Origin of the sequence: Sulfitobacter sp. W074 (assembly GCF_025142275.1) — a bacterium.
GTDB classification, from domain to species: Bacteria; Pseudomonadota; Alphaproteobacteria; order Rhodobacterales; family Rhodobacteraceae; genus Sulfitobacter; species Sulfitobacter profundi.
This window is the reverse complement of record NZ_CP081130.1, coordinates 920,260-942,397: the sequence shown is the minus strand read 5'-3', so window position 1 is coordinate 942,397 and position 22,138 is coordinate 920,260. Positions and strand designations below refer to the sequence as shown.

The window sequence follows — 22,138 nt, the reverse complement described above, 5'->3', positions numbered from 1 at the left end:
GCCTTGAAGTTTTCGCACAAAAATGCCCCTCTGTGCGCAACAATGTTAGGCGGCCAATGCGCCGCCCTGCCCGAGGAGCCTTACATGACCGCCACAACCCGCCCGCTGCGTTCCGTTCTCTACATCCCCGGCTCCAAGCCCCGCGCCCTCGACAAAGCGCGCGGATTGGCCTGCGACGCGGTGATCTTCGACCTCGAAGATGCCGTCTCCCCCGATGAAAAGGTCGCCGCCCGCGAGACATTGGCCGAGGCGCTTGCCACAGGCGGCTACGGCGCGCGGATGCGGGTGGTGCGGATCAACGGGCTGGACACCGAATGGGGCGTCGATGACGCCCGTGCCGCCGCCGCGATGAAGCCCGACGCGATTCTCTTGCCCAAGGTCGGATCCCCCGCCGATCTCGAAGCGCTGACCGAGATTGTGGGCGACATCCCGCTCTGGGCGATGATGGAAACCCCCGGTGCCATGCTCAACGCCGCCGCTATCGCCGGACACCGCCAGTTGCAGGCCATGGTCATGGGCACCAATGATCTAGCGAAAGACCTGCAAACCCGCTTCCGCCCCGACCGCCTGCCGCTGATCACAGGGCTGGGCCTCTGCCTGCTGGCCGCCAAGGCGCATGGCGTGGCAATCATCGATGGGGTGTATAACGCCTTTAAGGACGACGACGGGCTGCAGTCCGAATGCCAACAGGGCCGTGACATGGGCTTTGACGGCAAAACGCTGATCCACCCCGCCCAGCTCGACATCGCCAACGCGGCCTTCACCCCGTCGGAAGACGAAGCCGCCCTCGCCCGCCGTCAGATCGACGCCTATGAAGAGGCACAGGCGGCGGGCCAAGGTGTGGCGGTCGTTGATGGCAAGATCGTGGAAAATCTCCATGTTGCCACCGCCCGCGAAACACTGGCAAAACTGGCGGCAATTGCAGCCATGAGCCCGGAGCCCTCGCCATGACAATCCTTATCCTCGGTCTGATCCTTTGGATCGGTGCCCATCTTTTCAAACGCCTGATGCCCGCCCAACGGGCGCAGATGGGCACCGCGGGCCGAGGCGCGGTGGCCGCCGCACTGGTCGTGGCGCTGGCCCTCATCATCTGGGGCTATCGCGCGGCGGAGTTCATGCCGGTCTGGAACCCGCCGAGTTTCCTGACGCACCTTAACAACCTTCTGATGCTGCTGGCCTTCTGGGTCTTCGGCTCAAGCGCCGCCAAGGGGGCCAAAGCGTGGCCCGCCTATAAGACCCGCCACCCGCAACTGCTGGCCGTGAAAATCTGGGCCACTGCACACCTACTGGTGAACGGTGATCTCGCCTCGATCCTGCTCTTCGGCACCATGCTGGGCTGGGCGGTGAGCGAAGTAATCCTCATCAACAGGGCCGAGCCGGGCTGGACGCCCCCGCCCCACGCAGGCCGCGCCACCTATATCCGTCTGATCGTGATCTCCACGATCCTCTTTGTCCTCGTCGCCGGCATTCACACTTGGCTCGGCGTTATTCCCTTCCCTCATTGACCCGGAGCCTTCCATGAAAGTTTACCGCTTCCTTTCCGAAGAAGACACGTCCGCCTTTTGCCACAAGGTCACCGACGCGCTGAACAAAGGCTGGGAGCTTTACGGCACCCCGACCCAGACATGGGACCACAAGGCCGGTGTCATGCGCTGCGGCCAAGCGGTGGTGAAAGACGCCCCCGGCACCTATTCGCCCGACACCAAACTGGGCGAGCAGTGATGAGCAAGACCAACCGCGGCCGCTTTTTCGAAGACTACCAACTGGGCGAGGTGCTGCATCACGCGGTGCCCCGCACCGTCGGCGCGGGCGAACGCGCGCTCTATCACGCGCTCTACCCCGCGCGGCACGCGCTTTATTCCGCCGATAGTTTCGCCCAGTCCTGCGGGCTGAAGGCCAGCCCGCTCGACGATATGATCGCCTTTCACATCGTTTTTGGGAAAACCGTGCCTGATGTCTCGCTCAATGCCGTGGCCAATCTGGGCTATGCCCAGGGCCGCTGGCTGCGGCCCGTCTGGCCCGGTGACACGCTGCGCGCGGAAAGCGAGGTCATCGGCCTCAAGCAAAACTCCAACGGCAAGACCGGCGTCGTCTGGGTCCGCACCACCGGATTGAACCAGCATGACGAAAAGGTGCTCGACTATGTCCGCTGGGTCATGGTCCGCAAAGGCGATATCGACGCCCCCGCGCCCGAGACGATCGTGCCCGATCTGCCCGACGCCCTGTCCGTGGATCAATTGCACATCCCGCAGGGCCTCGACTTCTCCAACTACGACTTCGCCCGCGCCGGGGAGCCGCACCGCTGGGGAGACTACGAGGTCGGCGAAAAGATCGACCACGTCGATGGCGTCACGATCGAAGAGGCCGAGCACATGATGGCCACGCGCCTGTGGCAGAACACGGCCAAAGTGCATTTCGACACCTCCGCCCGCCCGGATGGGTCGCGGCTGATCTATGGCGGTCACGTGATCTCAATGGCGCGGACGCTGTCCTTCAACGGGCTGGCCAATGCGCAGATGGTCGTGGGCCTCAACGGCGGGGCGCATGCCAACCCCTGCCTTGCCGGTGATACCATTCGCGCTTGGTCCGAAGTGCTCGACAAGGCCGAGACCTCAGCCCCCGGTGTTGGCGCTGTGCGTTTGCGGCTGGTCGCGACCAAAGGCGGCGCGCCGTTCGAACTGCGTGACGCGGCGGGCAAATACCGCCCCGAGGTTCTGCTTGACCTCGATTACTGGGCGCTCATGCCCCGCTAAAGCGCTGGCCCGCCCCTTTGGCCGGGCCAGCTATCCCCCGCAATACAAGCAAAAATCAGCCGATTCGGAGCCGTTGAGCGCATTTGTGATCACACGTATTTATCGTGTGATCACAAAACGCATTTTTAGCTGGTCAATCCCGGCTTTCTCCGAAAAAACCCTTACAGGAACGAAAGTCATCCCCATACTACGGGGCAACTGGAACAGAAACGGGACCGTTTTCATGAACATCCACGAATATCAGGCAAAAGCCCTCCTGCGCAGCTATGGCGCCCCTGTCTCCGACGGCCGCGTTGTGCTGAAGGCAGAAGATGCCAAGAACGCAGCCGGCGAAATGGACGGACCGCTTTGGGTTGTCAAAGCGCAGATCCACGCAGGCGGTCGCGGCAAAGGCAGCTTCAAAGAAGCCGCCGCTGGCGAAAAAGGCGGTGTGCGCCTTACCAAATCCGTGGAAGAAGCCGCTGAAGAAGCTAAAAAGATGCTGGGCAAAACGCTGGTCACGCACCAGACCGGCCCCGCAGGCAAGCAGGTCAACCGCATCTACATCGAAGACGGTTCCGACATTGAGCGCGAATTGTACCTCGCCCTGCTGGTTGACCGCCAGACCAGCCGCATCTCCTTTGTCTGCTCCACCGAAGGCGGCATGGACATCGAAGAGGTCGCCGAAGCGACACCCGAAAAAATCCTCAGCTTCTCTGTCGATCCGGCCACCGGCTACCAGCCCTACCACGGCCGCCGCGTTGCCTTTTCGCTGGGTCTTGAAGGCACAGCCGTCAAGCAGTGCGTCAAACTGATGGGTCAGCTTTACCAAGCCTTCGTCGACAAAGACATGGAGATGCTTGAGATCAACCCGCTGATCGTCATGCCCGGCAACGACCTGAAAGTGCTGGACGCGAAAGTCGGCTTTGACGGCAACGCCATGTACCGCCAGCCCGACATCGCCAACCTGCGCGACGAGACCGAGGAAGACTCGAAAGAACTCGAAGCCTCCAAGTATGACCTGAACTACATCGCGCTCGACGGTGAAATCGGCTGCATGGTGAACGGTGCGGGCCTTGCGATGGCGACGATGGACATAATCAAACTCTACGGTGCCGAGCCTGCCAACTTCCTCGACGTGGGCGGCGGTGCGACCAAAGAGAAAGTCACCGAAGCTTTCAAGATCATCACCTCCGACGAAAACGTCAAAGGCATCTTGGTCAACATCTTCGGCGGCATCATGCGCTGTGACGTCATCGCCGAGGGCGTTGTCGCTGCGGTGAAAGAAGTCGGTCTGAAAGTGCCGCTGGTTGTTCGCCTTGAGGGCACCAACGTCGAAGAAGGCAAAGCGATCATCAACAACTCCGGTCTTGATGTCATCGCCGCCGACGACCTGAAAGATGGCGCACAGAAGATCGTGAAAGCTGTCAAAGGCTAAACCCTCCCCCGGCCATCCCCCCACGGCTTTCGCGCCGGTCGGGGGTGGCCGATATCACCGTTCTTGCCGCCCCCGTGCGGCAGGGGCAAATGCGACGACGCCGCGCCGCGCCCACCCAATGATGCCCCGATGAGCAATGAGGTCAGTATGGATCAATCTCCCAAATCCTCCCCCGTCTTGACGGGCATTGCGCTATTGGGGGCCGGCATTCTGATCCGGCAATGGCACCCCGACGCCCTGCGTCTGCCTGAGCCTGCCAACCATCACCGCCGCGACCGCGGCCTGCGGCGCGCCGCGCGCAAGTCGCGCAACGGGTTGGCGATGATCCTACCATCGAACCTCACCGGCTCCATTGGGCGCAGCCTGATGATCATGGGCGCGGGCCTGCTGACCCTGCGACTGCTGGATCTGCTGGCTGATCAAGATGAGCAGCTTTACTGATGCCTGTCCTGTCGTCCGCTCCCCTTATGCCCAAAGCGGCCAAGCGCGACCGCGCTGCGCTAAAGGTGGTTCTATGACGCGGGCGCTTTCCTCCTCTCTCACCGGCTGGTGGGTGATCCTCGCCCTTATTGTGGCTTTTGCCGTGCAGATGGTGGTCGTGAACGCCCTCCCGGTCGCCACGCAGACCACCCTGCTGGCCGAAGGCGGTTTTTACGAAAACCTTTCGGTCGTGGGCTACCTGCTCTGCATTGTGGCGCTGGTCTGGACGCTGCGCGGCGCGGTGCTGCGGGTCTGGTATCTGCCGCTGGTGCTGGCGGTCATGGCGGCGCGCGAATTGGACCTCGACAAAAGCCTCTTCTCTCGCGGTCTGTTCAAAGCCCGGCAATATACCGGTGAGGGCGTGCCACTGGCCGAACGGCTGATCGCAGCGCTGATCCTTGCGTCGATCGTCACCGCGATTTTCCTCATGCTCTGGCGTCACGCTCGGCCCTATCTCTCGGCCCTCTGGCACGGCCGTGCATGGGCCGGGGCCGTCCTGATGGGGATCGGTTTCACCGTCGCTTACAAACTGCTCGACGGCATCGCCCGCAAACTCGCCCCCTTAGGGATCGAGATTTCCGCCGATGCCGAACGCACCGCTTTCGTCGTCGAGGAGATCGGGGAGCTTGGCATCCCGGTCATGTTCCTCGCCGCCATCCTGCTGTGGCCCGGCCCTTCGCCTGCCACGGCGCATCCCACCAACCGGGCGCACCGCGTCTGACGCCCCCGGGGCCCGCCCCCGGGATTAAATATCACCGACCAAGGAAGAAATCATGGCCGTACTAGTCAACGAAAACACCAAAGTCATCTGTCAGGGTCTGACCGGCTCGCAGGGGACGTTCCACACCGAACAGGCCATCGCCTATGGCACCAAGATGGTCGGCGGCGTGACACCCGGCAAAGGCGGTCAGACGCACCTCGACCTGCCCGTGTTCAACTCCGTGCACGAAGCCAAGCACGTGACCGAGGCGAACGCCTCCGTGATCTACGTCCCGCCCCCCTTCGCGGCAGATTCGATCCTTGAGGCGATCGACGCCGAGATGGAGCTGATCGTCTGCATCACCGAAGGCATTCCGGTGCTTGACATGGCCCGCGTCGCCCGCGCGCTCGAAGGCTCCAAGTCGCGCCTGATCGGCCCCAACTGCCCTGGTGTGATCACGCCTGACGCCTGTAAAATCGGCATCATGCCGGGCCACATCCACCGCCGCGGCTCCGTCGGCGTTGTCTCGCGCTCGGGCACGCTGACTTATGAGGCGGTCAAGCAGACCACCGACATGGGCCTTGGCCAATCCTCTGCCGTGGGCATCGGCGGCGACCCGATCAAAGGGACCGAGCATATCGACGTGCTGGAAATGTTCCTTGCCGACCCCGAGACCCAGTCGATCATCATGATCGGTGAAATCGGCGGCTCCGCCGAAGAGGAAGCGGCGCAGTTCTTGGCCGACGAAAAGAAGAAAGGCCGCTGGAAGCCCACCGCTGGCTTCATCGCGGGCCGCACGGCCCCTCCCGGCCGCCGCATGGGCCACGCAGGCGCAATTGTCGCCGGTGGTAAAGGCGACGCGGAGAGCAAGATCGAAGCGATGAAAGAAGCCGGTATCGTTGTGGCAGACAGCCCCGCGACACTGGGCGAAGCGGTCAAAGAAGCGATCGACAAGGGCTGATGCCCGCCGGGCGGGCCTTGGCCCGCCCATTGACCCACTCTGCAAAGCACTACGTTTTGCGGGGTCTTGAAAAGAACCACCCGGCGCCGCCCGCTTGCGAAGGAGGGTAAGATGCACATTCAGACCGCGCTCACTCCCTCCCGCCCCCGCGTGGCGCTGGCCCTTGGGCAAACGCCCGAACCGGCGGCCTTGGCTGACCTTGTGACCCCGCCCTCAATACCTATGGCCCCCCGCCCCGGGCCTGACTATAGACCGACCCTGATTCTGACCCTGTCCCGTCTGCCCCGCCGAACAAAGGTGACCCAATGACCGACCAACCCGCCAACGAACAGTTCCACGCCTCTTCCTTCATGGAAGGCGAAAACGCGGAATATCTTGAGGCGATGTACGCCCGCTATGCCAACGACCCCAACACGGTCGACGAGGCATGGCAGACGTTTTTCGCGGCGATGGGCGATGACGCCGAAACCGCACAGGCCGAGGCCGCTGGCCCCTCTTGGGCGCGGCCCGATTGGCCCCCCGCCCCCCAGAGCGAGGTGATGGGCGCGCTGACCGGCGTCTGGCCCGAACCGACCGAAGCAAAAGCCGCTGGCGACAAGATCAAGAAAAAGGCCGAGGAAAAGGGCGTTGCCGTCTCGGATGACCAAATCCGCGCCGCCGTGCTCGACAGCATCCGCGCGCTCATGCTGATCCGCGCCTACCGCATCCGTGGGCACCTCGCCGCGCAACTCGACCCCTTGGGCATGCGCGACATGGGCAACCAGCCCGAGCTTGACCCGAAATCCTACGGTTTCACCGATGCCGACATGGACCGCCCGATCTTTATCGACAACGTGCTGGGCCTCGAAGTCGCGACAATGAAGCAGATCGTCGGCATCGTCCGCTCGACCTACTGTGGCACCTTCGCGCTGCAATACATGCATATCTCCGACCCCGAGCAGGCCGGTTGGTTGAAAGAGCGGATCGAGGGCTACGGCAAGGAAATCGCCTTTACCAAGGAAGGCCGCAAGGCGATCCTGAGCAAATTGGTCGAAGCCGAGGGCTTTGAGAAGTTCCTCCATGTCAAATACATGGGCACCAAACGCTTCGGTCTTGATGGCGGCGAAAGCCTTGTTCCCGCGATGGAGCAGATCATCAAACGCGGCGGCCAGTTGGGCGTCAAGGACATCGTCATCGGCATGCCGCACCGGGGCCGCCTCTCGGTGCTGGCCAATGTGATGCAAAAGCCCTACCGGGCGATCTTCAACGAATTCCAAGGCGGCAGCTTTAAGCCTGACGATGTGGATGGTTCGGGCGATGTGAAATACCACCTCGGCGCCTCGTCGGACCGTGAGTTTGATGGCAATTCTGTCCACCTGTCGCTGACCGCGAACCCCAGCCACCTCGAAGCGGTGAACCCCGTGGTTTTGGGCAAGGTCCGCGCCAAGCAGGACCAGCTGAACGACAAGGACCGCACCGCCGTCATGCCGATCCTGCTGCACGGCGATGCGGCCTTTGCTGGCCAAGGCGTCGTGGCGGAATGTTTCGCGCTTTCGGGCCTCAAGGGTCACAAGACTGGCGGCACCATGCATATCGTGGTGAACAACCAAATCGGCTTCACCACCGCGCCGCATTTCTCGCGCTCCTCGCCCTACCCCACTGACAACGCGCTGGTGGTTGAGGCGCCGATCTTCCACGTCAACGGCGACGACCCCGAAGCGGTCGTGCACGCCGCCCGCGTGGCCACCGAGTTCCGTCAGAAGTTCCACAAAGACGTGGTCATCGACATCTTCTGCTACCGCCGCTTTGGTCACAACGAAGGCGACGAGCCGATGTTCACCAACCCGGTGATGTACAAGAGCGTCAAGAAACAGAAAACCACGCTCAGCCTTTATACCCAACGTCTGGTGGCCGACGGTCTGATCCCCGAGGGTGAGATCGAAGACATGAAGACCGCTTTCCAGAACCATCTGGGAGATGAGTTCGAGGCCGGTAAGGACTATCGCCCGAACAAGGCCGACTGGCTGGACGGCAAGTGGTCCGGCATGGACAAAAAGAACAAGTCCTACCAGCGCGGTAAAACCGCCATCGCGCCCGAGACGCTGCAAGACGTCGGCAAGGCGATCACCACCGCGCCGGACAAATTCCCGCTGCACAAGACCATCGGGCGTCTGCTCGAAGCGAAAAAGCAGATGTTCGAAAGCGGTGAGGGCTTTGACTGGGCCACGGCTGAGGCGATGGCCTTCGGTTCCTTGCTGACCGAAGGCTACAAAGTGCGCCTCTCGGGTCAGGACAGCACGCGCGGCACGTTCAGCCAGCGTCACTCCGCTTTCGTGAACCAAGACAACGAGGACCGCTACTATCCGCTGAACCACATCCGCGAAGGTCAGGCCGAGTATGAAGTCATCGACTCCATGCTCAGCGAATACGCGGTGCTGGGCTTTGAATATGGCTACTCGCTGGCCGAGCCGAATGCGCTGACGCTCTGGGAAGCGCAGTTTGGCGACTTCGCCAATGGCGCGCAGATCATGTTTGATCAGTTCATCTCAAGCGGTGAAAGCAAATGGCTGCGCATGTCCGGCCTCGTTTGCCTGATGCCGCATGGCTATGAGGGTCAGGGGCCTGAGCACTCCTCTGCCCGTCTGGAGCGTTTCCTGACCATGTGCGGCGGCGACAACTGGATCGTGGCGAACTGCACCACGCCCGCCAACTACTTCCACATCCTGCGCCGCCAGCTGCACCGCAGCTACCGCAAGCCGCTGATGTTGATGACGCCCAAGTCGCTGCTGCGCCACAAGCTGGCCGTCAGCAAGGCCGAGGATTTCACCACCGGCTCCAGCTTCCACCGGGTGCTCTGGGATGACGCCGAGAAAGGCAATTCCGACACCAAACTGCTGGCAGATGACAAGATCAAGCGCGTCGTGATGTGCTCGGGCAAGGTTTATTACGACCTGCTGGAAGAGCGCGACGCCCGTGGCATCGACGATGTCTACATCCTGCGGTTCGAACAATTCTACCCCTTCCCCGCGCAATCCGCGGTCAGAGAGTTGGAGCGTTTCAAAGGGGCCGAGATGATCTGGTGTCAGGAAGAGCCCAAGAACCAAGGTGCATGGTCCTTCATCGAGCCCAACATCGAATGGGTTCTGGGCCGCATCGACGCCAAACACGGCCGCGCCTCCTATGTGGGCCGCGCCACTTCGGCCTCGCCCGCGACGGGTCTGGCCAGCCAGCACAAAGCACAACAAGCCGCCCTCGTCGACGAGGCGCTGACCATCAAAGGAAACTAAACCATGACAAGCGAAGTACGCGTCCCAACGTTGGGCGAATCCGTCACCGAAGCCACCGTTGCCACATGGTTCAAAAAGCCCGGCGATACCGTCGCGGTGGATGAAATGCTCTGTGAATTGGAGACCGACAAGGTCACCGTCGAAGTGCCCTCCCCCGTTGCGGGCACCCTGAGCGAGATTGTTGCTCAAGAGGGTGACACCGTCGGCGTCGACGCCCTGCTGGCTAACGTCAGCGAAGGTGACAGCGGCTCTGCCACCGCGCCCAAAGCCAAAGAAGCCGCAGAAGACCCCGATGCCGCCTCTCAGTCCGACCGTGGCGGCGATGCGCCCAAAGCCATCGACGCAGGCGCCGCCGAAGTCGCCGCCCGCGAAGGCGAAAGCATCGACGTACAGGTGCCTACTTTGGGCGAGTCCGTAACCGAAGCGACCGTAAGCACTTGGTTCAAAAAAGTCGGCGACAAGGTCGAAGCCGATGAGATGCTCTGCGAGTTGGAGACCGACAAAGTCAGCGTCGAAGTCCCCGCACCCGCCGCTGGTGTCTTGGCCGAAATCTTTGCCGAAGAAGGCAGCACGGTTGAAGCCTCAGCCACGCTGGCCGTTCTGACCACTGGCGCGGGCGCTGCGGCCCCCAAGGGCGAAGACGCTAAATCCGGTGCCGGTGCCGCGCCCGAAACCAAAGCCGCCGATGGCAAAGATGTCGAAGACGCACCTTCGGCCAAGAAAGCCATGGCCGAAGCTGGCATCAGCCGCGATCAGGTCACAGGCTCGGGCCGCGATGGCCGCGTGATGAAGGAAGACGTGGCCAAAGCCGTGGCCGCTGGCACCTCTGCCGCGCCCAAGGCCGAGGCCAAACCCGCCGCACCGCGCCCCGCCTCCGCCCCCGACGATGCGTCGCGCGAAGAGCGGGTCAAGATGACCCGCCTCAAGCAGACCATGGCGCGCCGCCTCAAAGAGGCCCAGAACACCGCCGCGATCCTGACCACCTTCAACGAGGTCGACATGACCGAGGTCATGGCGCTGCGGAACACCTACAAGGCTGATTTTGAAAAGAAACACGGCGTCCGCATGGGCTTCATGTCCTTCTTCACCAAGGCCTGCTGCCACGCGCTGAAGGAAATCCCCGAGGTCAACGCCGAGATCGACGGCACCGACATCATTTACAAGAACTACGTCCACATGGGTGTCGCCGCAGGCACGCCCACGGGCCTTGTGGTGCCGGTGATCAAAGACGCCGACGCGATGTCCTTTGCCGAGATCGAAAAGGCCGTGAACGCCATGGGCAAAAAGGCCCGTGACGGCAAGCTGACCATGGCCGACATGACCGGCGGCACCTTCACCATCTCCAACGGTGGCGTCTACGGCTCGCTAATGACCGCGCCGATCCTGAACCCGCCACAGTCCGGTATCCTCGGCATGGCGAAGATTCAGGACCGTCCGATGGCGATCAACGGTCAGGTCGTGATCCGTCCGATGATGTATATCTCGCTCAGCTACGACCACCGGATCATCGACGGCAAAGGCGCGGTCACGTTCCTCGTCCGCGTCAAAGAGATGCTCGAAGATCCGCGCCGTCTGTTGATGGATCTGTAAAATGGAGCTTTTGCACGAAGAGGACTTTTCTGAGCTTCCCGAGCAGTCAAATCATAAATGGCTTGAACTCCAAAAAGTAGTTAGAGTGCGACGGAAGCTGGTGATGAAAGTGCGCAACTCTCAATGCGCTATATGGACTTGATAGCTACCCTCGCTGCTGAACATAAAGTTGGTGGCATTCAAGTACCTAGCAACGGCACTCTAGACGATCGACTGGCTCAATTTGAAATACTAACCGAACGTGCAAAAGCAAAAATTTGGTCGACTGGCCTACCAGAGTATCCCTTGGGACGCGTTCGATTAGCGAACGATGTAAAGTCAACAATCTTGTCGCTGGCGGCTGAGATAGAACAGCAGCTAGACGGATTGGAAGTTTGTGAGCGGAGAAGAACCTTAGCTCACAAACGGTTGGAAGCGTTCAGGAAGGAGATTAACCAACCACAAACGAGAGTAGGAGCGGCATTGCAGCAACTGGCACCTGTTGCCACTGTTCTAGCGATGGCTACCACAACTTTGGCACAAGGGCTGGACGCCGCCGCGGAAATTCAGCGCCTTTTAGGAGCCGAGCAACTCGAAGCCAGCCAGCCTGAACTGCGTCTCACAGAAGAAGAGAAAAAACTACTCTTGCCCCCTCCACCGAAGCAAATTGAAGGTCCGAAGTAATCTGAAAAAGGCATCTTGAAATGACAGAAACGACCCTCCTCGCCGCCTATGGCCTTCTGGTCATGCTGACGATCCTGCTGCAAGTGCTGGGCGCGACCCGGCAGCTCTCAATGGGCTACCTGATGTCCTCGCGGGATAAGACGCGGACCACCACCGGCATGACGGCCCGTCTGGGCCGCGCGGTTGATAATTCCGTCGTGGCCATGGCGCTTTTTGCGCCTGCCGTGCTGCTGATCGAGATGCTGGGCCGCAACAACAGCGCCACGCTGCTGGCCGCGCAGGTCTTCCTGCTTGCACGCATCATCTACGTCATTGTCTACGCCCTTGGCGTGCCGACGATCCGCACGCTGGCATGGCTCGCGGGCTATGCCGCCACCGCCGTTCTCTATTTCCACGCGCTCTGAAAGGCACTCCCATGCAGATGATCTGCCACTTCGACGTTACCGATTACACCGCTTGGAAAGACGCCTTTGACTCCGATGCCGAAGCGCGGCGCAACGCGGGGCTTTCGGTGCTGCAAATCTGGAAACACGCCGACAGCAGCACCAAGGCTTCCGTCCTGCTTGATGTGAACGACCGCAAGAAAGCCGACGACTGGCTCGCCCGCTCCAACGCGCTCAGCAGCGACGACAAGGGCTCCGTAACCGGCTCCACCGCCTATTTCGTGAAATCCGCATGAGCGCCGAACTCACCGTCCTGACCCTCGCGGCCCTGCTGCAAGGGCTGCAATTCGTCCTCTACGCCGTGCCCGCAAACCGCGAGATCGGCCCCGGCTATACCATGTCGGCCCGCGACCGCGAGCCGAGCCGCAAGCTGTCGGACCGCACCGCCCGTCTGGGCCGCGCGCTGGACAACCACTTCGAGGGGCTGATCCTTTTCGGCATCGCCGTGGGCGTGGTGCAGATGTCGGCCCAGAACACCGCGTTCACTGCCGCCTGCGCTTGGGTCTATCTCGTCGCCCGCGTGCTTTACGTGCCCGCCTATGCGCTCGGCCTGCGCCCGCACCGCTCACTCATCTGGGTCGTGGGTTTTGCCGCGACCATGTTGATGCTGCTGGCGGCCCTCATTTAACCCTTTCCCCAACACCCGCAGGCAGCGGCGCTTGCACCTGAAACCCGCGCCCCCTACCTTGCCTGCAACACCCGACTGCTAAGGAGACCCCCCATGTCGAGCTATGATGTCATCGTGATCGGCTCCGGCCCCGGCGGCTATGTTGCCGCCATCCGTTGCGCGCAACTGGGCCTGAAAACCGCCTGTGTAGAGGGCCGCGAAACCCTTGGCGGCACCTGCCTCAACGTGGGCTGCATCCCTTCCAAGGCGCTGCTGCACGCCACGCATATGCTGCATGAGGCCGAGCATAACTTCGAAGAGATGGGTCTGAAGGCAAAAGCGCCGACCGTCGATTGGAAGCAGATGCTGACCTACAAGGATAAGACGATCGAGACCAACACCAAGGGCATCGAATTCCTGTTCAAAAAGAACAAGATCGACTGGCTCAAGGGCTGGGGTTCGGTGCCGGAAGCGGGCAAGGTCAAAGTCGGTGATGAGGTCCATGAGGCCAAGAACATCATCATCGCCAGCGGTTCCGAGCCTGCGGGCCTGCCCGGCGTCGAAGTCGATGAAAAAACCGTCGTCACCTCCACCGGCGCGCTGGAACTGGGCAAGATCCCCAAGAAGATGGTCGTGATCGGCGCGGGCGTCATCGGGCTGGAACTGGGCAGCGTTTACGCGCGTCTGGGGACCGAGATCACCGTCGTTGAATACCTCGACGCGATCACGCCGGGCATGGACCCTGAGGTGCAAAAAACCTTTCAGCGGATGCTGAAAAAGCAGGGGCTAAACTTCGTCATGGGCGCCGCCGTGCAAAAGACCGAAGTTGCCAAGGGCAAAGCCAAGGTCAGCTACAAACTGCGCAAAGACGACAGCGAGCATGAGATCGAGGCCGATACCGTGCTCGTCGCCACGGGCCGCAAGCCGGTGATCAAAGGGATGGGTCTGGATGATCTCGGCATCAAGATGACCGAGCGTGGTCAGATCGCCGTGAACGAGCATTGGGAAACCTCCGTCAAAGGCGTCTATGCCATCGGCGACGTTATCGAAGGCCCCATGTTGGCGCACAAAGCCGAGGACGAGGGCATGGCCGCCGCAGAGGTGATCTCGGGTAAACATGGCCATGTGAACTACGGCGTGATCCCCGGCGTGATCTACACCCACCCCGAAGTCGCCAGCGTGGGCGAAACCGAGGCGACGCTCAAGGATGCGGGTCGCGAGTACAAGGTCGGCAAGTTCTCCTTCATGGGCAACGCGCGGGCCAAGGCGGTCTTTGCCGGAGACGGTTTCGTCAAGCTGATCGCCGACAAGGAAACCGACCGCATCCTCGGCTGCCACATCATCGGCCCCGGCGCGGGCGATCTGATCCACGAGGTCTGCGTGGCGATGGAGTTCGGCGCCTCGGCACAGGATTTGGCGATGACCTGCCACGCACACCCGACCTACTCCGAAGCCGTGCGCGAAGCCGCACTGGCCTGCGGTGACGGGCCGATCCACATGTAAGACCGAGGGGGCGGACCAAAGGTCCGCCCTTTTTCGTTGCGCAGGGTGCGCGCGGCGAGCGTATCAAGCGTTAACACCCCTGCTCTACAACCTCTCCCGTCGCGACACACACGGAAGACGAGGCCCTTCGCGGGTCATGTCGATACGTAGAGACATGCAGGGTGACGCCTGTCTTTTCCACCTCCCCAAGGCGGCGCCGCCACTTTAACGGCTTCCCAGTATAAAATAACGATAGCCCGCGAAGCATTGGCTTCGGCGGTGGTTCTACCTGTGCTGGTAGATAACAAAGGGCAGCGGCTTAGAAGGCACAGATCATGCCGAAAGCATTAAGCCGTGACCACAGGCCGCCACCCAGCTTCATGCAGCAAGGCGTTCGAACGGCTCTCGACCTCTTCTTCCAACCGCGCCATAAAGCTTCGCTTATCCAGCCCCGGCTCAATCGGTTCTAGAAACTCAACGACAGCCAAACCCGGCTTGCGGTAGAGCCCTCGACGCGGCCAGAAATGGCCCGCATTGGTCGCTACCGGCACGCAAACCTGCCCCATCTGGTCATAAAGCACCGCCGTACCAACCTTGTAAGGTGCGCTGAGGCCCGGTGCCACGCGGGTGCCTTGGGAATAGATCACCAACTGCCCCGGCTCGACCCGACCGGCGTTCACGTCGGCCATCATCTTGGTGATCGCCTGCCCGCGTTTGCCACGGTTGACGGCAATCATGCCCATCCGTTTGGCGTATTGGCCAATCACCGGGGTCCAAAGCACCTCGCGTTTCATAATGAATTTTGCACGCGGCAGAGCGTGAAAGATCATCAAGATATCCAAAAACGATTGGTGTTTTGCGGCCACCAAAACTTCACCATCCGGTACCGTGCCACGCACCTCGCAGCGCAGCCCGATCAGCCAGCGGGCCGACCACATGGCCCAAGCGGCATAGGTCTTGCAGGCCCGATAGGCCCCGCGTTTCGAAAACATCGCCCAAGGCGCAAAGGCCAACCCGAGCACCGGCATCGCCACGGTCACCTGCACGATATAGAGGATCGACCGGACCCATTGCAGCAGCTTCATGTCAGTTCCCTCAACGTACGCCGGGCCGCAGCCCCGGTGGCGGCAAAGGCCACCGCCCCGACCAAGATCGGCACCATAAGCGGCACCACCCAGTGCCAGCCGCGAAAGCCCAAGCCGGTCAAAAAGCCGCCCGCCTCGCCAGCATCTGGCAACAGAACGACCGCCACCATGCCAAGCACCGTGCCCGCCGCCGCACCCAAAAGCGCGCGCAGGGTAAAGCGCCGAATGAAGGCTCGGGCGATATAGTCATCGGTCGCCCCCACCAGCCGCAGCACCGCGATCACCTGCGCATTCGCCGCAAGGGCCGCCTGCGCGGCCAGCGTCACCATGGCCGCCACCGCAGCCCCGATCAGCAGGGTCGAAATCCAGCCCAACAGGCGCAACCGGCTTGCCGCCGCAACCAACGGCGCGCGCCAGCGGCTGTGGTCATCCAGCACGGCTCCGGGCACTTCGGCAGAGAGACGCAGGCGCAGGCCCACCGGGTCCAGCCCCTCGCCTTCCTCAACCACTTCGATTAAACGCGGCACCGGCAAGCTCTCCATCGCCAGTTCAGGGCCGAACCATGGGGCAAGCAGTTCTTCCTGCTCCGCATCCGTCAGCGCGCGGGCCGAGGCCACGCCCTTGGTCGTCTGCAACACCTTCAACGCGGCCTCAGTCTGGGCCGCGCGTTGGTCCAATGGCGCGACAATGCGGACCGTAGCCGACTGCGCCAACTCCTGCCCCCAAACCTGCGCCAACCGGCCCGAAGCAAGCGACAGCGCCAAGGCAAATACCGCGAGAAAGGCCATCGCCCCGGCGGCAAACAAGGTGAGCTGCGCCGTGAAACCCGAGGGCGGCACCACGCGGTCCGCTTGCCTGTCGCCTTTGAAAATCGCGCGCAGGGCACCCATGTCGAACCGCTTCACAAATCCGCCCCCGCCAGTTGAATGCGCCGGTTGGCGATCCGCAGCACGCGGGCTTGGACATGCGCCTTGGTAGCGCGGATCAGGCCCAGATCATGGGTGGCGATCAACACGGTCTTGCCCATGCGGTTCAACTCGATCAACAGGCGCAGCAGCCGTTGCGACATCTCCCAGTCAATGTTCCCCGTCGGCTCATCCGCCAAGATCACATCCGGCGACATAATCACTGCGCGCGCCAGGGCCGCACGCTGCCGCTCCCCCCCCGAAAGCTCGGGCGGCAGGGCATCGGCGCGGTGGGTCAGCCCAACCCAAGACATCAACTCTTCCAAATCCGTACCTCCGGCCTCGGCCTGACGGCCTGAGACGTTCAGTGGCAGCGCGATATTTTCGGTCAACGGCAGATGGTCGAGGAATTTTACATCCTGATGCACCACACCAACGCGGCGGCGCATCAGCGCAATGTCATCACGCCCCAGCCCGCGCACATCGGCCCCGAACATCCGCAGATGTCCCGCCGTGGGCAGCAAGGCCCCGTAGCAGAGCTTCATCAAGGTGGTCTTGCCCGCGCCCGAGGGGCCGGTGAGGAAATGGAACGATCCGGGGGCGAGTTTCAGCGTGATGTCGGACAGCAATTCGCCCCCGCCATAGCTGTAGGCCACATTTTCGAGCTCTATCACGCAACCACCTTAAAACACTTCGACCTGTTGTGCCTCAGCACCGGAAAGGATTCAATCACTCAGAACCCCAGCACCCTGTCCAGATATCACTTTTCCTACGTTATTCTAGGACATATGCTGTCCGTTACGATCCGAAAGCACCGAACGAACCCAGGAATGACCATGCGGCTGATCTGCCCCAACTGCGACGCGCAATACGAAGTCCCCGATGAGGTGATGCCGGTGGCAGGGCGTGACGTGCAATGTTCCAACTGCGGGCAGACGTGGTTTCAGCATCATCCCGACAATGCGCCCGAACAGGACGACAGTGAATTCGACGACCCGGATTTCGATGACGACGTGATGCATATGAAGCAACGCGCGTCGGATGACACCGGCGAAGAGCAGTCTGCGGCCAATAGCCTACCTGATCTGCAGCCCTTCGGGGATGAGGGTTATGAGGATTACGAAGACGAGGGCTTCGAAGACGACGGATTTGAAAAGGGGGCATTTGAAGAGGGCGACTTCGAAAACGACGCTTCTGATACCGACGCCTTCGAAAACGCTGCCGTCGCGCCGGAGGAGGAAAACGCGCGCCCGGCCCCCGCCGCCGCGCCCGTCAGACGCTCGCTCGACCCTGCCATCGCGGAAATCCTGCGTCAGGAGGCCGCGGCAGAGCAGGAAGCCCGCCGTCGCCGTCCGTCAGAGCCGTTGGAAAGCCAGCCGGACCTCGGGCTTGACGACGCGCCCCGTCCCGCGCCCAAACAAGCCCCCCATCCCGACATCGCCGAAGATGACCACGTGCCCGAGGACGAAGACGCCCGCCGCGCCCATGAAGCCCGGCTGCGCATGGCCAAAATGCGCGGAGAGCCGGTTCCCGAAAGCGAGAATGACGCCTACGGCAGCGCGTCGCGCCGGGATCTGCTGCCCGATATCGAAGAGATCAACTCAACCCTGCGCCACGACCGCACGCAGGGCCAGCAGGCGGGGCCAACGCCCACCGCCGCGCTCGACCGCCCTGAAAAACCTCGCAAATCGGGCGGGTTCATGCGCGGCTTCACCGTGATGATCGCCTTGGCGGCCATCTTGGCGGCAATCTATGTCTATGCGCCGCAGATTGCGCAATCCTTGCCGCAGGCCGATCCTTACCTATCGTCCTATGTGGCATGGATGGACGACGCACGCATTTGGCTCGATGGGCAGTTACAGGACCTGCTGGTCTGGCTCGACACCGTGGCGACCCAATCGCAGGGCTGACCCCGCTTAAAACCGATCCAAAAGTCTGTTGAGGTAATCGCGTTCAACTTCGGGCCGCTCCGCCTCGCCCGAGCGGCGGCGGATTTCGTCCAGCAGACGCCGTGCGCGGCCCTGATCGTCCGGCCCCTGTGCCAGCGGCGCGTCTGAGCTATTCGCCCCATTGCCCCCCTGCTCGCGTCCCAGCGGATCGCGCGCCTCGGCCCGGCGGTCGCCCTCAGCGGTGCCTTGACCGGGCTGGCCCTCGCCCTGTTCTTGCTCCATCGCATCGCCAAGCGACCGCATCCCTTCGCGCAGCGCCTCCATGGCCTGTGCTTGATTGTCGATTGCCTCGGCCAACTCATCGCGGCGCAGGGCGTCTCCGGCGCGGCCCATCGCCTCTCCGGCGCGGTCCAGTGCATCACGCGCGGCATCCCCTTCGGGCGTGCCTTGCCCCGGCAGACGGCCTTCCTGACGGCGCAGCTCGTCGCGCAGCGCTTGCTGACGCCCGGCCAGCCCTTCTTCGGCCCCCTCTTCGCCGGATTGGCCGCCCTGCCCCCGCTGGCCCTCATGGCTCTGACCGCGGCCCTGACCACCATTGCGACCTTCGTTGCCTTCATTCTCGCCCGCCCCGGTGCCGGGGTTGAACTGCTCTTGCAGGTCGCGGAAGGCCTGATCGCTCAGCCCCTGTTGCTCGCGCAGGGTTTCCGAGAGCCCCTCCATCGCCTGCTCACCCGGTGAATTGCCGCCCTCGCCGGGCTGGCCTTGGGTGACGCGCATGTTCTCCATCATTTCCTGCAACTGACGCAGCGCCTCAGCGGCTTCAGCCATGCGGCCCTGTTCCATCAACTCCTGAATGCGGTCCATCATGCGTTGCAGATCGTCTTGGGTCATCTGCATGGATTCGCCTTGCGGCTGCTGGCCCTCGCCTTCGCCCTCCTGCGCCTGTTGGCGCTGGAGTTGCTCCAGATACTCTTCGGTGGCGCGGCGCAGCTCTTCCATCAGTTCGGCAATCTCGGCCTGTGAGGCACCGTTTTTCATCGCCTCATTCAGCCGATCCTGCGCGCGACGCATCCGCGCCAGCGCATCGGCCAACACGCCTTCCTCCAGTTCGATCGCCAGCGCCCAGAGGTCTTCGGCCATCTCGGTCTGGACCTCTTCGTCCAACCCAAAGCGCGCCCGGATTTCCAGACGGCGGATCAACTGCTTGAGCCGCAGAACCGTCACATCCGAGCGCAGATCCTCCCCCGGCGCATAGGTCACAGCGCGAAGCACCTGCGCGATGCGCGGCGCATTGGCCCGCGACCACAAAAGATCGCGGCGCATCTCGATGACTGCTGCCGCCGCGGGATCGAAAAAGCGCCGCCCCGGCAGGGTCAATTGGCTCACCTCGGTCACGGCTTGCTGTTCGGCAGCGTCGAGCACGGAAAGCTCTAGAGATACCGGCAGATTGGCCCAAGGGTGCTTAGAGAAATTCTCGATCAAGCTTTCTTCAAAATCGCGCCGGTCACCGGTGATCGGCATGGGCAGCGGCACGACGATCTCGGGCCGTGTGTCAGGGTCGATGGTCAACCCATAGCGCCGGTCGACAGAGGCCAGATCAAGGCTGATCCGCGCCTCGCCCGCTTCGACGCCGTAATCATCCCGCGCGGCAAACGGCAGGCTCATCTCGCCCAAGGCAGTCACCTCGGGCGGGCCCAACCGCTCGATCTGGGGGGCGGCGTCGGGCAGCATCGTGATCTGCCATGCCCGCGCGCCCGGACCCTCAATGCTGATCACGCCGCTTTGGCGCAGGGTGAAATCCTGCGCGGGTTCTGACGACGCCGCCCCCTCCCGGCCCGAGACGTTTTCCGCGACCGTCAGCGTGCCCAACTCGCCGTAAAGCCGCAGGGTGATCAAGGTGCCCGCAGGCAGCGACAGTGCCCCGGCCTCAAGGTCATTCAGATAAAGCGTTGGCTTGCCCGTATGGCGCGGCGGTTCGGCCCAACCTTCCCAAACCGGACCAGAGGCTAACGCGCCGCCCGCGCCGCCGGGGGTCAGTTGCGTCACCTCACCCAGCCGCCAGACCGAACCAAAGACCAATGCCACAGTGAACGCCAGCAGCGCCAGATAGCGCAGCGCATAGGGGTCAGCACGCGACACACGCAGATCACCCTTTACCGGTTTGGCTGCCGCCGCCCGTGCCGCCATCCGTTTCTGATGGGCCTTCCAGACCGCCGCCGACGCCGCATCACCCGCGCCGATTGCCTGATCGTCCAACAGCGCCCGAATGGGCCGCCCCGGCAGGCTGGCATCCAGCCGGGCCAGCGCATCGGCGCGTGAGGGCACCCGAAAACGCCGCAGCGCAAACACCAAGGTGCCCAGAAATGCGATACCGAGAACGGCAAATACGGCCCAAAGCAGATTACCGCCCAGACCGTCCTGCGCCCCCATCATCAGCGCCGCGAGCACCGCCAGCGCCAGCGCAAGCATCGGCCAAAGCGCCTGCACCAGCGCCTCGGCCAGCATCCCCGCCCAAGTCAGCCGCAATGGCCCGCGCAATACGCGCAGCCCGTCTGCCTTGTCAGTGGATGTTTCCATGCGTCACGCTCCGGTGGCCCGGCGGCGGGATGCCGTCAAAGCCATTCAGGGATGGTATCGCGGTTTATCATTTCGTCAAAGCTTGGCCGTGGGCGGATAACCGCGAATTGATCGCCATTGACCAGCACCTCGGGGATCAGAGGCCGCGAATTATATTCGCTGCTCATCACCGCGCCGTAGGCTCCGGCAGAGCGGAAGGCCACCAGATCGCCTGAACCCAGCACCGGCATCATGCGTTGTTTGGCGAACGTATCGCCGGATTCGCAAACCGGGCCGACGATATCCACCGGACGCGGCTCGGCCCCCGGAGCGGGTTCATTCAGCGGCACGATGTCATGCCATGCGTCATACATGGCGGGCCGGATCAGGTCGTTCATCGCGGCATCAAGGATCAGGAAATCGCGGCCCTCGCCGGATTTGAGGTAGATCACTTCGCTGACCAAGACACCCGCGTTGCCCGCGATCAGGCGGCCCGGTTCAATCTCGACCTCGCAGCCCAGATGCCCCAGCGTGCGCTGCACCATCGCGCCGTAATCTGTCGGCAATGGGGGGGCGGAGTTGGATCGCTCGTAAGGGATGCCCAACCCGCCGCCAAGGTCCAGCCGCCGGATGTTATGACCATCGGCGCGCAGCACTTCGGTCAGTTCCGCGACCTTGCCATAGGCCTGCTCAAAGGGGGCGAGATCGGTGAGTTGGCTGCCGATATGCACGTCGATGCCGACAATCTCCAACCCCGGCAGATTGGCCGCCATGGCATAGACCTCGCGGGCGCGGGCGATGGGGATGCCGAACTTGTTTTCGCTTTTGCCGGTGGCGATCTTGGCGTGGGTTTTCGCATCGACATCGGGGTTCACGCGGATGGTGATCGGCGCGACCTTGCCCAATTCACGCGCCACGATATCAAGCAGGATCATCTCCGGCTCGCTCTCGACGTTGAACTGACGAATGCCGCCCGTCAGAGCCAATTCGATCTCTTCGCGGGTTTTGCCGACGCCGGAAAAGACGATCCTGTCGCCCGGCACGCCTGCCGCCTTGGCCCGGCGGTATTCCCCGCCCGAGACCACATCCATCCCCGCGCCCGCCTGCGCCAGCGTGCGCAACACGGCTTGGTTGGAATTGGCCTTCATCGCGTAGCAGACCAGATGATCCATGCCCGAAAGCGCATCGTCGAACAGGTGAAAATGCCGCAGCAGCGTCGCGGTGGAATAGACGTAGACCGGCGTGCCGACAGCGGCGGCGATCTCGGCCAAGCTTACGTCTTCGGCGTGCAACACACCGTCTTTATAGAGAAAATGATCCATTTGCGCGTCGCCTTACGTC

At 62.5% G+C, this 22,138-nt stretch carries 21 protein-coding genes; 16 read left to right on the top strand and 5 right to left on the bottom strand.

Annotation, left to right across the window (positions count from 1 at the left end; translation table 11 throughout):
* The first annotated feature begins 84 nt into the window (after nt 1-84).
* The 15 genes from K3762_RS04590 to lpdA all read left to right on the top strand — a co-directional run bounded on the left by K3762_RS04590 (nt 85) and on the right by lpdA (nt 14,383).
* Nucleotides 85-951: a CoA ester lyase gene (locus K3762_RS04590; protein ID WP_260011808.1), complete on the top strand. Its 867-nt coding sequence runs from the start codon at nt 85-87 to the stop codon at nt 949-951.
* On the top strand, nt 948-1,505 hold the full coding sequence (locus tag K3762_RS04585; protein WP_120350479.1) for an NnrU family protein: 558 nt from the start codon (nt 948-950) through the stop codon (nt 1,503-1,505). The genes K3762_RS04590 and K3762_RS04585 overlap by 4 nt, the downstream gene beginning before the upstream one ends.
* A gap of 13 nt (nt 1,506-1,518) precedes the next feature.
* Nucleotides 1,519-1,722 (top strand): DUF1737 domain-containing protein, encoded by a 204-nt coding sequence (locus tag K3762_RS04580; RefSeq protein WP_067630476.1) that lies wholly within the window; start codon nt 1,519-1,521, stop codon nt 1,720-1,722.
* Nucleotides 1,722-2,753: a MaoC family dehydratase gene (locus K3762_RS04575; protein ID WP_132446564.1), complete on the top strand. Its 1,032-nt coding sequence runs from the start codon at nt 1,722-1,724 to the stop codon at nt 2,751-2,753. Before K3762_RS04580 ends, K3762_RS04575 begins: the two co-directional genes overlap by 1 nt.
* Nucleotides 2,754-2,976: 223 nt before the next feature.
* Nucleotides 2,977-4,170, top strand: coding sequence for an ADP-forming succinate--CoA ligase subunit beta (sucC, locus tag K3762_RS04570; RefSeq protein ID WP_132446562.1), 1,194 nt, complete (start codon nt 2,977-2,979; stop codon nt 4,168-4,170).
* A gap of 147 nt (nt 4,171-4,317) precedes the next feature.
* The gene (locus K3762_RS04565; protein WP_067630494.1) at nt 4,318-4,611 is read left to right on the top strand and encodes a hypothetical protein; all 294 of its coding nucleotides are present in this window, start codon (nt 4,318-4,320) and stop codon (nt 4,609-4,611) included.
* Between the two features lie 73 nt (nt 4,612-4,684).
* On the top strand, nt 4,685-5,371 hold the full coding sequence (locus K3762_RS04560) for a hypothetical protein (protein WP_132446559.1): 687 nt from the start codon (nt 4,685-4,687) through the stop codon (nt 5,369-5,371).
* 52 nt (nt 5,372-5,423) lie between these two features.
* Complete coding sequence (gene sucD / locus K3762_RS04555; RefSeq protein WP_067630488.1) at nt 5,424-6,311, top strand: succinate--CoA ligase subunit alpha; 888 nt, start codon at nt 5,424-5,426, stop codon at nt 6,309-6,311.
* Between the two features lie 305 nt (nt 6,312-6,616).
* Nucleotides 6,617-9,577 carry a 2-oxoglutarate dehydrogenase E1 component gene (locus K3762_RS04550; RefSeq protein WP_132446557.1) on the top strand — a complete coding sequence of 987 codons (2,961 nt, stop codon included), beginning with the start codon at nt 6,617-6,619 and terminating at the stop codon, nt 9,575-9,577.
* Between the two features lie 3 nt (nt 9,578-9,580).
* Nucleotides 9,581-11,167 (top strand): 2-oxoglutarate dehydrogenase complex dihydrolipoyllysine-residue succinyltransferase, encoded by a 1,587-nt coding sequence (odhB, locus tag K3762_RS04545; protein WP_132446555.1) that lies wholly within the window; start codon nt 9,581-9,583, stop codon nt 11,165-11,167.
* A 123-nt stretch (nt 11,168-11,290) separates the two neighbouring features.
* Nucleotides 11,291-11,830: a hypothetical protein gene (locus tag K3762_RS04540; protein ID WP_260011801.1), complete on the top strand. Its 540-nt coding sequence runs from the start codon at nt 11,291-11,293 to the stop codon at nt 11,828-11,830.
* A 20-nt stretch (nt 11,831-11,850) separates the two neighbouring features.
* Complete coding sequence (locus tag K3762_RS04535) at nt 11,851-12,234, top strand: MAPEG family protein (RefSeq protein ID WP_132446551.1); 384 nt, start codon at nt 11,851-11,853, stop codon at nt 12,232-12,234.
* An 11-nt stretch (nt 12,235-12,245) separates the two neighbouring features.
* Nucleotides 12,246-12,509: a hypothetical protein gene (locus K3762_RS04530; protein WP_132446549.1), complete on the top strand. Its 264-nt coding sequence runs from the start codon at nt 12,246-12,248 to the stop codon at nt 12,507-12,509.
* Nucleotides 12,506-12,901: an MAPEG family protein gene (locus K3762_RS04525; protein ID WP_132446546.1), complete on the top strand. Its 396-nt coding sequence runs from the start codon at nt 12,506-12,508 to the stop codon at nt 12,899-12,901. The genes K3762_RS04530 and K3762_RS04525 overlap by 4 nt, the downstream gene beginning before the upstream one ends.
* 93 nt (nt 12,902-12,994) lie before the next feature.
* Complete coding sequence (lpdA, locus tag K3762_RS04520; protein WP_132446544.1) at nt 12,995-14,383, top strand: dihydrolipoyl dehydrogenase; 1,389 nt, start codon at nt 12,995-12,997, stop codon at nt 14,381-14,383.
* 326 nt (nt 14,384-14,709) lie between these two features.
* Here lpdA and K3762_RS04515 read toward each other — a convergent pair whose 3' ends face one another.
* The 3 genes from K3762_RS04515 to K3762_RS04505 are packed head-to-tail and all read right to left on the bottom strand — an operon-like array spanning nt 14,710 to nt 17,026.
* The gene (locus K3762_RS04515; protein ID WP_132446542.1) at nt 14,710-15,447 is read right to left on the bottom strand and encodes a 1-acyl-sn-glycerol-3-phosphate acyltransferase; all 738 of its coding nucleotides are present in this window, start codon (nt 15,445-15,447) and stop codon (nt 14,710-14,712) included.
* Nucleotides 15,444-16,337, bottom strand: a complete 894-nt coding sequence (locus K3762_RS04510) for an ABC transporter permease (RefSeq protein ID WP_067942216.1) — start codon at nt 16,335-16,337, stop codon at nt 15,444-15,446. Before K3762_RS04510 ends, K3762_RS04515 begins: the two co-directional genes overlap by 4 nt.
* Nucleotides 16,338-16,348: 11 nt before the next feature.
* Nucleotides 16,349-17,026 carry a cell division ATP-binding protein FtsE gene (locus tag K3762_RS04505; RefSeq protein WP_132446540.1) on the bottom strand — a complete coding sequence of 226 codons (678 nt, stop codon included), beginning with the start codon at nt 17,024-17,026 and terminating at the stop codon, nt 16,349-16,351.
* Nucleotides 17,027-17,188: 162 nt separating this feature from the next.
* On the opposite strand from K3762_RS04505, the gene K3762_RS04500 reads away from it, so the two are divergent.
* A complete protein-coding gene (locus tag K3762_RS04500) occupies nt 17,189-18,262 on the top strand; it encodes a zinc-ribbon domain-containing protein (protein WP_132446538.1) in 1,074 nt (357 codons plus the stop codon).
* A 6-nt stretch (nt 18,263-18,268) separates the two neighbouring features.
* On the opposite strand, the gene K3762_RS04495 is transcribed toward K3762_RS04500, so the two are convergent.
* Both K3762_RS04495 and lysA read right to left on the bottom strand, forming a co-directional pair.
* Nucleotides 18,269-20,818, bottom strand: a complete 2,550-nt coding sequence (locus K3762_RS04495) for a DUF4175 domain-containing protein (RefSeq protein ID WP_132446536.1) — start codon at nt 20,816-20,818, stop codon at nt 18,269-18,271.
* 35 nt (nt 20,819-20,853) lie between these two features.
* The gene (gene lysA / locus K3762_RS04490; RefSeq protein WP_120350465.1) at nt 20,854-22,119 is read right to left on the bottom strand and encodes a diaminopimelate decarboxylase; all 1,266 of its coding nucleotides are present in this window, start codon (nt 22,117-22,119) and stop codon (nt 20,854-20,856) included.
* Between the last annotated feature and the right edge of the window lie 19 nt (nt 22,120-22,138).

Excerpts from the sequence above, each read along its gene's own strand:
- K3762_RS04510 (WP_067942216.1), bottom strand. The coding sequence starts at position 16,337 with ATGGGTGCCCTGCGCGCGATTTTCAAAGGCGACAGGCAAGCGGACCGC.
- K3762_RS04590 (WP_260011808.1), top strand. The coding sequence starts at position 85 with ATGACCGCCACAACCCGCCCGCTGCGTTCCGTTCTCTACATCCCCGGC.
- K3762_RS04540 (WP_260011801.1), top strand. The coding sequence starts at position 11,291 with ATGCGCTATATGGACTTGATAGCTACCCTCGCTGCTGAACATAAAGTT.
- K3762_RS04550 (WP_132446557.1), top strand. The coding sequence starts at position 6,617 with ATGACCGACCAACCCGCCAACGAACAGTTCCACGCCTCTTCCTTCATG.
- K3762_RS04530 (WP_132446549.1), top strand. The coding sequence starts at position 12,246 with ATGCAGATGATCTGCCACTTCGACGTTACCGATTACACCGCTTGGAAA.
- K3762_RS04580 (WP_067630476.1), top strand. The coding sequence starts at position 1,519 with ATGAAAGTTTACCGCTTCCTTTCCGAAGAAGACACGTCCGCCTTTTGC.
- sucD (WP_067630488.1), top strand. The coding sequence starts at position 5,424 with ATGGCCGTACTAGTCAACGAAAACACCAAAGTCATCTGTCAGGGTCTG.
- odhB (WP_132446555.1), top strand. The coding sequence starts at position 9,581 with ATGACAAGCGAAGTACGCGTCCCAACGTTGGGCGAATCCGTCACCGAA.
- K3762_RS04515 (WP_132446542.1), bottom strand. The coding sequence starts at position 15,447 with ATGAAGCTGCTGCAATGGGTCCGGTCGATCCTCTATATCGTGCAGGTG.
- lpdA (WP_132446544.1), top strand. The coding sequence starts at position 12,995 with ATGTCGAGCTATGATGTCATCGTGATCGGCTCCGGCCCCGGCGGCTAT.
- K3762_RS04500 (WP_132446538.1), top strand. The coding sequence starts at position 17,189 with ATGCGGCTGATCTGCCCCAACTGCGACGCGCAATACGAAGTCCCCGAT.
- sucC (WP_132446562.1), top strand. The coding sequence starts at position 2,977 with ATGAACATCCACGAATATCAGGCAAAAGCCCTCCTGCGCAGCTATGGC.
- K3762_RS04495 (WP_132446536.1), bottom strand. The coding sequence starts at position 20,818 with ATGGAAACATCCACTGACAAGGCAGACGGGCTGCGCGTATTGCGCGGG.
- K3762_RS04535 (WP_132446551.1), top strand. The coding sequence starts at position 11,851 with ATGACAGAAACGACCCTCCTCGCCGCCTATGGCCTTCTGGTCATGCTG.
- K3762_RS04565 (WP_067630494.1), top strand. The coding sequence starts at position 4,318 with ATGGATCAATCTCCCAAATCCTCCCCCGTCTTGACGGGCATTGCGCTA.
- lysA (WP_120350465.1), bottom strand. The coding sequence starts at position 22,119 with ATGGATCATTTTCTCTATAAAGACGGTGTGTTGCACGCCGAAGACGTA.
- K3762_RS04525 (WP_132446546.1), top strand. The coding sequence starts at position 12,506 with ATGAGCGCCGAACTCACCGTCCTGACCCTCGCGGCCCTGCTGCAAGGG.
- K3762_RS04560 (WP_132446559.1), top strand. The coding sequence starts at position 4,685 with ATGACGCGGGCGCTTTCCTCCTCTCTCACCGGCTGGTGGGTGATCCTC.
- K3762_RS04585 (WP_120350479.1), top strand. The coding sequence starts at position 948 with ATGACAATCCTTATCCTCGGTCTGATCCTTTGGATCGGTGCCCATCTT.
- K3762_RS04575 (WP_132446564.1), top strand. The coding sequence starts at position 1,722 with ATGAGCAAGACCAACCGCGGCCGCTTTTTCGAAGACTACCAACTGGGC.